Genomic DNA, 13,214 nt, shown 5'->3' on the forward strand with positions numbered 1-13,214 from the left:
TTTTATTGGAAATACTAAAGGCGCAAATCTGCAGGATTTGCGCCTAATAATACAATACATTAGTTAACAACTTCCTACGCTGGTATTATCCAGATCAGGTATAGGGTCTAAGAAATTAGGTTCTCACTCTCAGCTGGCACCTCCAGCTCCCCTGTGCTTGACTTTATTCTTTTCATAATAATATCACAAACAACACTTACTTATCAAGATTTTAAACCAATTAATAAATAATCACAATAGTGATTAAAGCCTAATGCTTTATATGCGTTAACAGCAGGAGTGTTATTTTTTCTTACCATAAGGGTGGGTACTTTACCTCTGTTTAATATTCTTCTGCAAATCTCTGAAACTGCAGCTTTACAGTATCCATTTCCTCTATAATCCTTTGAAGTATAGACACCTCCAATCTGATTGATTTTATCAGTAAAAGTTTGTATATTAGCATGGGCAACAGCTTTACCATTTACTAAAACCACCACTGAATCCTCTTCTTCTGATCTTTCATTCATGGTTTTTATGATTTCATCTTTGCTGGTTATTCTATTAAAACCCTGCTCATTTACTTCCTTTAAAAATGCAACAGCAGTATCCAGTGGTAAGTCCTTATCATTAACAATATCTATATTCTGCATAACAAAAGGTTTGAAGTTGTCATTTACAAAATAACTGTCATCAGAATATTCCAGAATAGTTTTATAATCCTTTATTTTTTCATACAAAGGATTTATTAAATCAGCCATTCCTAGTAAAAATGAAAAATTTCTTTCCTTCATTTTTTCACTGAAATATTCAATAGCATCTTTATCATTATAATGAGGAATACAGCTTCCAAGATTATAAAATGGAAGTATTCCTTTAAGTTCTCCATTCTTAAAATATCCATAATAATCCGCTGATCTTCTTATGTCCTTATTATTCTCCAGCCCAAACTGAACCACATTTCCGTAAAGAAAGGTTGTTCCAATAGCATTCATTCTTAAATAATCCATAACCCGATTTTTATCATTATTTGTAAGCAGCCTGAATTCATCTTTCATAAGCATCCCCCTTAAAAATCTTAATGTTAAATTGCAAATTATAATATCATCTTTTAACATAAATGTAAATACTTATTTGAAATTACTTTTAAAATTTGTTAACAATTGTTTAATTTTTGTATAATAATTAAAATTAAACTTATAAAATTTAATAAATGTCTGCTTATTTATATCAAAAATGCTAAATTACTCAGTTTTATCAGCTTGCTTTGCTAAAAATTAAGAATAATGAATATGACATTTTAATTGCAATATGCAATAATTATAAAGAATACATTAACATTATTGTATGTATTCAAAAAGTAATTATATATTTTTTAAGGAGGTTTGTATATGATAGAAAAGAAAGGACTTTCTCACGCAGCTTACGGTGGTACTAAGGGAGAAGATTATGTACCATACGTGCCCGTAACTGAGGCCATGCCAGAGATGACAGCGGTATCAATATTTATGGGATGTTTATTTGCAGTTATTTTTGGTGCAGCCAATACCTATTTAGGTCTTAAAGTTGGTATGACCATAGCTGCTGGTATTCCTGCAGCAATTCTAGCAACTGGAATACTAAAAGGAATCTTTAAAAGAAATAACATTCTTGAATCAAATGTGATACAAGCAATGGCATCAATGGGTGAATCATTGGCAGGCGGTCTTATCTTTATAGTTCCTGCAGTTATTTTACTTGGAACTAAATTAACCATTACTACAATAATAATACTTTCAATATTAGGCGGCTTACTTGGTATATTATTCGTAGTACCATTAAGAAAATATTTAATTGTAGAAGAACACGGGAGACTAGTATACCCTGAAGGTATGGCAGCTTCTGAAGTACTGGTAAGCGGCAGCGCAGGCGGTCATGGATTAAAGACTATGCTTACAGGGCTTTCAGTTGGCGGAGGGTATAAATTACTTTCCGGAGGCTTTGCATTATGGACAGAAGAGCCATCCTGGACAATAAAACCATTCCAGGGAACAGTTTTTGGTGCCGATATTTTAGCATCATTAATTGGTGTTGGTTATATAGTTGGTATTGAAATAGGTATGTATATGTTTGCTGGAGCACTTGTTGCTTTCTTTGGACTTATACCATTAATTAAATATGTTGGTGCCGGACTTGCAGCTCCATTGTTCCCTTCAGCAAAATTAATTAAGGATATGGATGCTATGACAATATGGAGCACCTACATCAGATACGTTGGCGCTGGTGCTGTTGCAGCTGGTGGATTTATAAGCATAATTAAGACATTACCTACTATTGTTAAGTCATTTAAATCTGCTATGGGCGGATTTGGAGCTAAAATGAGCAGTCAAAAGAGAACTGATATTGATGTTCCAATGATTTGGGTTATAGGAGCAGCAATATTTGTATTTATTTTAACATGGCTGGTTCCATTTGTGCCAAATGTTAAAATTGGAGCTGTTGGTGCAATATTTGCAGTAATATTTGCATTTTTCTTTGCAGTTGTATCTGCAAGACTTGTTGGAATAATAGGTACATCAAATAACCCAATTTCTGGTATGACAATTGCTACATTGCTTTTCATAACTGCAATATTAAAAGCTACAGGAAAAGTAGGCAATGCAGGAATGATAGCTGCTATTTTAGCTGGTTCAATAGTTTGTGTTGCTACTGCAATTGCAGGTGGTGCTGCTCAAAGTTTAAAGACTACATTTATAATTGGTGGAACACCTAAACATCTTGAAGTTGCAATGCTTGCTGCAGTTGCTGTTTCTGCCGGAGCTGTTGGATATATCATAATCCTTTTAGACAAAGCTTATTCCATAGGATCAAAGGCTGTTCCTGCTCCTCAGGCAACATTAATGTCATTGGTTGTTAAAGGAATAATGAGTTCACAGCTTCCTTGGGCTTTAGTTATAATTGGTATTACTTTTGGAGTAATGTGTGAACTTATGAAAATTCCTGTACTGCCATTTGCACTTGGATTATATCTTCCAATTTACTTAAGTGCTGGAGTATTAATTGGTGGTATAGTAAGAGTATTAGTAGATAGAAAATTCAGAAATGACGATGCTCAGCTAAAGGAACAAACAGAAAAAGGCGTTCTGCTTGCATCTGGTCTTGTTGCAGGAGATGCACTGGTTGGTATTCTAATTGCTGTATTTGCTATTTTTGGAGTTGACAAGACAGTAGCATTTGGTCCAAGATTACTTGGAGATGCTGCATCAAATCCTTGGATTGCAGCAGTTATAGTTACCTTGCTATGTACTTGGATTTACAAATATACAGTTAAGATTGACAACAAAGTAAGCTAAAAAACTTAAATAAACTTAAAGGGAAAATGTACACGATGATACATTTTCCCTTTCTTATTTAACTTTATACCATAGTAATTTTATTTAAATACCCAAAGACTAGTTTTCACCCATAAACATTTTTACATCATCCTCAGCATTTGTTATTCCGGCAATTCCAAAGTTATCTATTAAAACTTTAGCCACATTAGGGGATAGGAATGCAGGAAGTGTTGGTCCCAAGTGTATATCTTTAACTCCTAATGAAAGCAGTGCAAGCAGTACTATAACGGCCTTTTGCTCATACCATGCAATGTTATATGATATTGGCAGCTCATTTACATCTTTAAGTCCAAATATTTCTTTAAGCTTTAAGGCTATAAGTACCAATGAATATGAATCGTTACACTGGCCAGCATCAAGTACTCTAGGAATTCCGTTAATATCTCCTAAGTTTAATTTATTATATCTGTATTTTGCACATCCTGCTGTCAATATAACTGCATCCTTTGGCAGCTTTTCAGCAAACTCAGTATAGTAATTTCTGCTCTTCATTCTGCCATCACATCCGGCCATAACAAAGAATCTCTTAATTGCTCCAGATTTTACAGCATCAACTATTTTATCTGCTAAAGCAAAAACCTGATTATGTGCAAATCCGCCAACGATTTCTCCTTTTTCAATTTCCTTAGGAGCAGCGCATTTTTTAGCATGTTCAATTATCTCTGAAAAGTCCTTTGGTTGTCCATCTTTTCTGTCAGGAATGTGTTTTAATCCATCAAATCCAGTTGAGCCAGTTGTGTATACTCTTGATTTATATGAATCCTTTGGAGGCACCAGGCAGTTTGTAGTCATTAAAATTGGACCATTAAAGCTTTCAAATTCTTCATTCTGTTTCCACCATGCATTTCCATAGTTACCTACAAAATTGCTGTACTTCTTAAATGCAGGGTAGTAATTAGCAGGCAGCATTTCACCATGTGTATATACATCTACTCCTGTGCCCTGTGTCTGCTTTAATAATTCTTCCATATCCTTTAAATCATGTCCGCTTATTAATATTCCTGGATTATTTCTTACACCAATATTAACCTTTGTTATTTCAGGATTGCCATAAGTTGTTGTATTTGCTTTGTCCAATAAGGCCATAGCATTAACACCATATTTACCACACTCTAATACAAGTGAAACCAGCTGGTCTACTCCTAAATCATCTCTAAGTGTATCTACAAGAGCTTTCTGAAGGAATCCATTAGTCTCATCATCAGCATAACCAAGATTATCTGCATGCTCTAAATATGCAGCCATTCCCTTTAGTCCATAGGTTAATAATTCTTTTAAAGATCTTATATCTTCATTTTCAGTTGAAAGAACACCTGTTTTATTTTCCTGGTCTGCAAGTTTGTCTAATTCTGAAACATCACAGCCCTTTGCTATTACTGCATCTCTAACTTCTTTTTTTAGTTGTTTGGATTTTTCTATTTTATCTAATATTTTATTATTATCAAAGTTTGCATTTGTTATTGTTATAAATAAACTTTCTATAATAAATCTATCTGCTTTTTTATCTAATACTCCCAGCTCTCTTGCCTTTACTGTATATACAGAAAGAGATTTGGTTGCAAAAATCAACTTATCCTGAAGATTTGCAGTTTCAGGTTTTTTACCACATACTCCTCCTAAAGTACATCCTTTTCCTCCTGATGTCTCTTGACATTGGTAACAAAACATCATGTGACGATTCCACCTTTCAATTTAAATTTATTTCTGTAATTTATTTTTTATTTACTATGCTTATATACTACTAGATAACTCTAATATAATCCGTAACGCTAGTTACAAATTATAAAAAAAAGCGGTTATTAAACCGCTTTTTTTTATATATTATTTACCAGTGAATCAGGAACATTTTCTTTTCCCTGTCCATAATAATCAAACACTCTCACTGCCTGCTCAATCTGAGTATCAGTCATCATTGCAACATCATTGCTCATAGATCTTGCTACACAGTAAGTTTTAGCAGCTTCTTCTAAATAAATGCAGGAATATAAAGCTTGTTTCAATGAGTCACCTACTGCAATTACACCATGATGCTTTAAAATTACAGCTAGTTTCCCTTTTAAATTTTCAACTGCTTCTATTCCCATCTGCTGGCTTGCAGCTGATGAGAAAGCACATACATTAACTGATCCTTTTGCTGCATTGGCAAGAGTAGTTAAATTACATTTAAACTCATCCTGAACTAAACCTATTGCAGTTGCATAAGGTTGATGTGTATGAATAACCGCATTAACCTGTGGCATATTATTATAGATATATAGAAGTGCCTTTGTATCCACTGATGCCTTTCTATTTCCCTCAATAACCTGTCCAGATAAGTCCATTAAAATTATGTCATCTGCCGCTAAGTCTTCATATATCATTCCTGAAGGAGTTACTAATATTCTGTTTTCATCAACCTTACAGCTTACATTTCCTCCTGAAAGTGCAATTAGTCCATATCTATCAAGCTTAATACCAGCCTTAATGACTTCCTCTTTTTCTTTACTATACATTTTTCCTTTTCCTTTCCTTATACATTGCATTGTTTCTTTTTATATTTGCCTTTAGAGAATCAGGATGTATAATTTCCTCAATTTCTAAAAGACATTTTTCTAAATCTTTGTTGTTATTGTATGCTTTTAAATCTATCCAGTACCTTCCCTTAAATAATGAAGGTTTATTTACTCTTATATACATTTTTTTTGCTAGCTGCTGTTCTTTAATTTTAAAACCAATTAATTCTTTTCTGGAGTAAACATGAGATTGGTTAAAAGCTGAAAAACTTATTGCATTATTGCCTATAACTATTTTTTCAGGATAGCTTATGGCTATAAAATTAGTAATTAATGTGTATATACATATAAAACATATGAACATCCAAAGATATTTCATAGTTGAGCCACCGATTATACTATAAATTCCAAATGTAAAAACAATGGCTGCTAAAATTCCTGCATAAATTACTCTGATTATAAACATTTTTTTATCAAATACATATTCCTTAATCATATTACTCCTTTATTTTTTATATATTAAAGTATTTCTATAGTTAGGCCTGCTTTAATTCTGCAGCTTCTTTTATTATTCTTTTTCTATTGAGTAATGCTAATCCTATAGCTACAACTGCCACTATACCCATACCAATCCATCCAAGATCATTTAAGCGAACAATTGCCCAAGTTAATGGATTTGCACCATCACATATACTTGAAATCTGTGTAGCACCTGAAGGCAATGCATATTTAGCGCTTCTGGCTGCTGTAGTTATTAATGGTGCCAGGTCAGTAGAAATCAATAAGCCCAATGCTAATATAACTATACCATTTATTAAAGCTCTGAATCCGTTACCATTAACTACAGGAGTAATTAAAACGAACATCCATGGAATAACTGCTAAATCTGCAAATGGAAGAACCTTGTTTCCAGGAAGGATAACAGCCATGAATACTGTTAGGGGTACTAGTATAAGTGATACAGAAAGTGTTAATGGATGCCCTACACCAACTGCTGAATCAAGACCTATATACATCTTTCCTCTGTTGGAAAATCTCTTACTAATAAATTCAGAAGCTGCATCAGAAATTGGAAGTAAACCTTCCATTAATAGAGAAGCCATCTTAGGAATAAGAACTAACACAGCTCCCATAGTGATTCCAAGTTGAAGCACTTTAGTGATGTCATAGCCTGCTATAGCACCAATTGCAAGTCCTAACACTGATCCAACCATTATTGGTTCTCCAAATACTCCAAATTTCTCCTGAACCTTATCCACATTAATATCTATATTCCTGACTCCAGGAATCAAATCGATAATTTTATTGATTACTACAGCTATTGGTGCATATGCTGCGGTAAATCCATGAGGAAGTGAAACACCTGGTAATCCCAAAGTTTTCTCAACTCCTGGAGCTGTATAATCTCCAATTACCATGATTATTATCATATTTAAAACAGCTGCTATTAAACCAATGGTCTGACTTCCAGTAACTACTGCAACCAGTGCTCCTGTAAATGCGAAGTGCCAGTAATCCCAAATATCAACGTCTATTGTCTGAGTTGTATTTGTTAATATCATTATAATATTTACAAGAAGGCACACTGGTATTATTATCATGCCCACTGTTGATGCAAAGGCAATAGCTGCTGCTGCTGGCCAGCCAATATCAATGACAGATAATGATAATCCAAAACGTTTAATCATCTGCTCTACTGCCGGTCCTAAATTAGTAGACAGTGCCCCAATTACCAAATTTAAGCCTATAAATCCTACACCTACTGTTAATCCAGCCCTTAATGCTTTACCTTTTTCTGTACCTAAAATTATTCCAAAAATGCATATTATAATTGGCATCATTACTGTTGGCCCTAAGCCTTGTATAAAGTTAAAGAACGACAATATATATGACATAACTTACACCCCTTTAATTATTTTGATTAATAAGATCTTATTTTTTCATGAGTTCTAATATTTCCTTAGTTGTCTTATCAACTCCAACTCCCGTTAAAAAGCATATACCGCTTACAAATGGGCACTTTACACCATTTGGTTTCATAGTTGTTGCAACAACAAAATCAAAATTGGCAGATTTTGATGGTACCTCAGCTATCTTACACTGATCTACCTTATACTGTCCTTTATAACCATTGCTATCCAATATCTTTTCAACCTTAACTCTTGCTGCTGTAGATGTGCAGACACCTGCACCGCATGCTAATAATATTCTTTTCATTTATTGTCACTTTCCCTTCTATTTTTAAAATTTTATATATTATTATAGAAATAAATTTGATTATACCGTTTACAATTAACAGTAATATATCTGTGCTTTATTATTCACCTAATACAATAACTCTGCATTTACGACTACGAGATCTTGTACGATCAAAATCTACAAAATAAATATAACCTGTTGTTCCAACTCCCAATTCTCCATTATCAACCTCAAATGTCTGGCTGGAGCCAAGTAGTGTTGCTTTTAAGTGTGCATCACAGTTTAAGAGAGCAGAACGATTACCATTTGGAAGATAAGCTTCTGCATCCGGCCATGATGCAACAGCTTCGTAATGTTTTTCGCCAGGATAGTTATATTGCCCCTCTGCAATATTGTCAGGAATAATTTTTTTAAGTACATTATTTAAATCAGCCTGAAGAAATTCATCACCATTTTCAGTATAATCATGAACAAATTCTTCAAAGAATACAGAACAGGTTGTATGTGGAGAAATTACAACACAGATGCCATTTTGCACTTTGCTATTTTTTATTATTTCTTTTACAGATGGAGTTATATCAAAAAAGCTTGGTGTTTCTCCATGAGAGGTTAAATTAATTTGTTCTTTATAAATATTCATGCTATGACCTCCAATCTTATTTATGTTATTTTTCATTTTTAGCTTTAATAATTGCCTGTATCATTTCTTCTATTCTTTTTACTCTGTCTGGAGCATTGAGTATCCCGCTTGTTGCACCAGTTCCATCAGCGCCATGAACTATGGTCTGATAAACATCTTCACCAGTAGTTATTCCTGATGCCTGCATAACCAAAATGTTTTCATCAATATCTTTTATGGTTTTTGTGGTTTTAACGATGTAATCAAAGCCGCTTGTCTTTCCAGTACCAATTAAATCGGTTGGTTCACATAATAATATATCAGGACCTAACTTAGCTATAGCCTTAGCTTCATCTAAGCAGTCTGCACAAACTATAGTTATAATTCCAAGTTCTTTTGCTCTTTTAATGGTCTTTACTAAAGCAGTTAATGTAAGAGAGTGCTCTGCATGATTTAAAAATACTGCTTCAGCACCAGCTGCCTTTAATGACTCAGGTAATACATGCCCCATTCCACGGCCTGGAACCAGTGGATCCATATGCTGAGCTGTTACTATAAGATTTTTTGTATGAGCCTTAATATTTGATAAATCTGCGAAAGGTGCAGTAAAGAATACTTCTACGCCGTATTTTTCAGCAAGCTTATCAGCAGCCATGGCAAGTTTTAAGCTTTCTTCCCCATATAAATATGATTTTGGATTTACTATTAAAAATGGTGTCCTTACTTTTCTCATTTTCTCACCTTCTTATTTAAATTTTTTTGTATGAAATACATGGTAATAGTGTTCTAAGCATTCTTTCATGCCTTGAGCTTGTGCATTTCGTAATTCATAATAATCATTAAATTTAGTTCCTTTTGCTTTAGTAAATGCAGCCGTAACTAAATCAGTATAGATATTTATCTTGCTTATTCCTTCGGCAGCACACCTTCCAAGATTATCATCTCCTGTTGATGAGCCTCCGTGAAGTACCAAAGGTGTATCTATGGCATTTCTAATTTCTTTTAATCTGTTAAAATCTATAACAGGCTTTCCTTTGTAAGCTCCATGGGCTGTTCCTATGGATATCGCCAGAGAATCAACCTCTGTAAGCTCTACAAATTTTTCTGCTTCTTCAACAGTGGTATAGATACCGCCGCTGTTATGGCTGCTATTATAGTCTTCTCCTCCACCAACATGTCCTATTTCTGCTTCTACAACTACTCCCCTAAGATGGGCATATTCAACAATTTCTCTTGTTCTCTTAACATTATCTTCAAAGGAATCCATAGAAGCATCTATCATTACTGATTTAAATCCTTCATCTATAGCTCTGATTATTAACTCCTTAGTTGTACCATGATCAAGATGTAAAACTGCTGGTACCCTTGCCTTTTCTGCATAATATTTACCTAAATACACTGCCTCATCAAAGGATAGGAATTCCTTATGTGCTTCTGCATAGGCTAAAATAACTGGTAAATCCAACTTTTCTGCAACTTCAATATAAGCTTTAATTGAGCCTTGATCTACAAAATTTGGTGCTGGTATGGCATAATTATCTTTTCTTGCTGCCTTAAATAATTCTTTGGATGAAACTAACAAAATACCATCTCCTTAAAAATTTATTATTAATCTATATTAGCTTTTTTTATTATGTCTCTGAACTCATGAATATTTTTACAAGCTATAATCTTTTTCAATAACACTTCATCTTGAAATAATGCAGTAAGTTTCTGAAGCATCTTAATCTGCTGCTCAGATTTTAACAGTCCCAGCATAAAAATTGCACTTACTTCTATTTCATGCTTATCATCTACCATGTCTTTAAAAATTACTGGTTCCTTTAATGACATGAATCCAATCTGAGGCTTTATTATATGAATGCCATCAGTATGAGGAATGGCCACACCTATCCCATTTATATTTAAACCGGTTGGATAGCTCTTTTCTCTATCCATAACAGCTTTGAAAAATGTGTCCTTAACAAGACCTTTTGATAAAAATTCATCTGCCAGCTTTTTCAAACAATCTTCCTTGCTATTGAAGGATTGATTAAAAAAAGCAATTTCTTCACTAAAATACATGTTTAAAAACCCCCATTTTTTTATTGTATTCTTCTTTCAAATAGTTCTATAACCTTTGCTATATCTTTACTTGTCTCTGCCTTATTTAAAGCTTCTTTAAATTCACTGATCTGAAGTAAATTAATAAGGTGGAATAAAGCATTTAAATGCTTTTCATTATCCACTGCATTTATAACACATAAGTATTTTATTGGATCAAGAATTCCAGCATTAAACACCACAGGATTTTTCAATCTAATTAAATTAAAACCTAGTCCCACGCTGCCCTCATCAATAGATGAATGAGGTATGGCAAACCCTTCTGAAATTACGATATAAGGACCATTTTCTTCAACATTTCTAATCATGGATTGTATATAGTTATTATTTATATATCCTTTATTTAGTAAATTCATTGAAGCCTTCTCTATTGCCTGCTGCCATGTATCTGCCTCTACATCAACCTGAATAAACTCTTCAGTTAATAAATTTGAAAGACTCAAAGGCACATTTTTTATTTTTGTAAAGTAATCATTCAGGCTTTCATTAATTACATTAAGTAATTCATCATTATTTATTATTGGCTTTATTTTATTGATAATATCTGAACTATCATTCTTGGCAAACTGCACAAGGTTAATGTGTCCATAGTCATCAATCATCCTTCTCATCCTAAGAAAATCACTATCAGTTAATTGAGGAGAAATCTTGATATAAGGAACATCAACGTTGTCTAATTCTACAGTAGAAATAACAAAGTCCACATCACAGCTTAAAGAATCTCTTAATCTATGCTTAGGAATAACATTTATTATGTTTAAGTCGAACCTTTCAAGCAGTTTTGACTTTAACAGCTGACTTGTTCCAATACCGCTATTGCATATTAAAATCACATTACAGCTGGTTGTCTGAGTCTTCATCTTTTCAATTGAAGCACATATATACACAACGATATATGAAATTTCTTCATTAGTAATAGTCCTGTTTATATATTGTTTTAAGATATCAATATTTTCAGTTACTATTTTTTTAATATCATCATATTTCTCTATAATAACGTTAATCTCGCCATTTTCAGTATAATTTTTAAAACCACTGGCAGATACCCTTTCTAAATGATTAGATAAGCTTTTAAAAAGTTCATAATCCCTATACAAAGGAAGATTTAAAGCCTGAGATACATTCATAATAAACAATCTGGTTATAGTTTGTATCTTTACTATCTCCCTGCTTTCATCAACACTGCTGCTTTTTTTCAAATATTTTAGATTTGAAGAAAAGTCTTTTAGATATGCCAGTTCATCTTCATTGTATTCAATGTTAAAATGCTGGCATATAAGTTTATATAACCTGTGAACTAATTTGTTGTTGGCATCTGTATTTTTTTGATCATAATCTTTAAGATGTTTACCAGATTTTATCCTAAAAATGGCCATGCTCAAATAATTTATCAACATATTAAAGGAATATTCCATTAGCTGTAGATCTGAATAACCTTCAGCTTCAGATGTTAAATTTTGAAGAATTATATTTTTTTCTGTGGCAATGACTTTTGCATCTCCACTTTTTATATTTTTTGTTCCTTCCTGACGAGAAAATAAGCTGTATAAATATTCATATTTCACCAGGATACTTATAAACAAACCTCTCACATCAATTTCAGACCCATTAAGACAAATACCCGTATTTGTCTGCGTATTTATTGAAAGATCATAACCATTTAAAAAATCATTCAGATATTTTAAATCACCTATTACTGTTGAACGAGACACATACATAAATTCAGCAATATTAAGCAAAATTATGTGCTTAGGTGTAAATATTAGTAAAAGAGCTTCTATTATCAAGCGTTCATCTCTTGATAGTCTATAGTCATAAAAGCTGATTGTATTAAGTGTCTCATATATGGATTTATTTGTTTTTGCTATAGAAAACCTGTTATCTGCCATTTCTAATGAAGCTAAATCTTTAGAATTAAAATATTCATTGATTTCCTGGATATCTGCCTGAACTGTCCTTATGCTTACACCTAAGGTTTGTGCTAGTCCCTTAATATCAAACTCATTGGGTCTCTCATATATGATTTTTATAATTTCACAAGTTCTTTTATACATTCCTAACACCCACCTTGTTATTTACTTTTGTTTCTTGAGAATAATTTATCATAGTTTGTCAAAATATAAAAGATGAAAACGCTTCCACTGATGAGAAGCAATTTATACTAATTATTATCTTAATTTTCTGCTATTTATAAACAGTATTTTTTAATAAATCTTAATAAAAATAAAAAAGTCGAGTAGGAGGTAGATAATTATTTTATCTACCGACCTCTCACACCACTTATTCCGACTTCAAGATTATCCTGACTTTTTATAAACTTTATGTTGGCTTATCAAACATCAATGGTCTTTAGTTTGTTTCTCAAAGAAAGTCGGAATAATTATTCCAGTAGTGATTTAAATTGTTCATTGTTCCCATAATAATAAATGTGGCATGTTGCCAAATATT

General features: G+C 32.8%; 12 protein-coding genes and 1 riboswitch. Of the genes, 1 reads left to right on the forward strand and 11 read right to left on the reverse strand.

The features are described from left to right. Nucleotides 1–53: 53 nt before the first annotated feature. Nucleotides 54–163: riboswitch (TPP riboswitch) on the reverse strand. 40 nt (nt 164–203) lie between these two features. Further along, complete coding sequence (locus EQM05_RS10855) at nt 204–1,037, reverse strand: GNAT family N-acetyltransferase (protein WP_164917268.1); 834 nt, start codon at nt 1,035–1,037, stop codon at nt 204–206. 333 nt (nt 1,038–1,370) lie between these two features. On the opposite strand from EQM05_RS10855, the gene EQM05_RS10860 reads away from it, so the two are divergent. Then, nucleotides 1,371–3,311 carry an oligopeptide transporter, OPT family gene (locus EQM05_RS10860; RefSeq protein ID WP_128750055.1) on the forward strand — a complete coding sequence of 647 codons (1,941 nt, stop codon included), beginning with the start codon at nt 1,371–1,373 and terminating at the stop codon, nt 3,309–3,311. A gap of 99 nt (nt 3,312–3,410) precedes the next feature. Here the strand turns inward: EQM05_RS10860 and hcp are convergent, their stop codons facing one another. The 10 genes from hcp to EQM05_RS10910 all read right to left on the reverse strand — a co-directional run bounded on the left by hcp (nt 3,411) and on the right by EQM05_RS10910 (nt 12,820). Next, complete coding sequence (hcp, locus tag EQM05_RS10865) at nt 3,411–5,021, reverse strand: hydroxylamine reductase (RefSeq protein ID WP_128751104.1); 1,611 nt, start codon at nt 5,019–5,021, stop codon at nt 3,411–3,413. Nucleotides 5,022–5,167: 146 nt separating this feature from the next. Then, nucleotides 5,168–5,845 (reverse strand): class II aldolase/adducin family protein, encoded by a 678-nt coding sequence (locus tag EQM05_RS10870; RefSeq protein ID WP_128750056.1) that lies wholly within the window; start codon nt 5,843–5,845, stop codon nt 5,168–5,170. Next, on the reverse strand, nt 5,838–6,341 hold the full coding sequence (locus EQM05_RS10875) for a hypothetical protein (RefSeq protein ID WP_128750057.1): 504 nt from the start codon (nt 6,339–6,341) through the stop codon (nt 5,838–5,840). Before EQM05_RS10875 ends, EQM05_RS10870 begins: the two co-directional genes overlap by 8 nt. A 40-nt stretch (nt 6,342–6,381) precedes the next feature. After that, nucleotides 6,382–7,740 carry a PTS transporter subunit IIC gene (locus EQM05_RS10880; protein ID WP_128750058.1) on the reverse strand — a complete coding sequence of 453 codons (1,359 nt, stop codon included), beginning with the start codon at nt 7,738–7,740 and terminating at the stop codon, nt 6,382–6,384. 37 nt (nt 7,741–7,777) lie between these two features. Further along, on the reverse strand, nt 7,778–8,062 hold the full coding sequence (locus tag EQM05_RS10885) for a PTS sugar transporter subunit IIB (RefSeq protein ID WP_128750059.1): 285 nt from the start codon (nt 8,060–8,062) through the stop codon (nt 7,778–7,780). 100 nt (nt 8,063–8,162) lie between these two features. Next, entirely contained in the window at nt 8,163–8,684 is a 522-nt protein-coding gene (locus EQM05_RS10890) for a secondary thiamine-phosphate synthase enzyme YjbQ (RefSeq protein ID WP_128750060.1), read from the reverse strand. Nucleotides 8,685–8,709: 25 nt separating this feature from the next. After that, a complete protein-coding gene (locus tag EQM05_RS10895; protein ID WP_128750061.1) occupies nt 8,710–9,396 on the reverse strand; it encodes a triose-phosphate isomerase in 687 nt (228 codons plus the stop codon). A 12-nt stretch (nt 9,397–9,408) separates the two neighbouring features. Further along, the gene (locus tag EQM05_RS10900; RefSeq protein ID WP_128750062.1) at nt 9,409–10,245 is read right to left on the reverse strand and encodes a class II fructose-bisphosphate aldolase; all 837 of its coding nucleotides are present in this window, start codon (nt 10,243–10,245) and stop codon (nt 9,409–9,411) included. 26 nt (nt 10,246–10,271) lie between these two features. Next, nucleotides 10,272–10,727, reverse strand: coding sequence for a PTS sugar transporter subunit IIA (locus EQM05_RS10905; protein WP_128750063.1), 456 nt, complete (start codon nt 10,725–10,727; stop codon nt 10,272–10,274). A 20-nt stretch (nt 10,728–10,747) separates the two neighbouring features. Then, nucleotides 10,748–12,820, reverse strand: a complete 2,073-nt coding sequence (locus EQM05_RS10910) for a PTS sugar transporter subunit IIA (protein WP_128750064.1) — start codon at nt 12,818–12,820, stop codon at nt 10,748–10,750. Between the last annotated feature and the right edge of the window lie 394 nt (nt 12,821–13,214).

Source organism: Clostridium sp. JN-9 (genome assembly GCF_004103695.1).
In the GTDB taxonomy this organism is placed as follows: Bacteria; Bacillota; Clostridia; order Clostridiales; family Clostridiaceae; genus JN-9.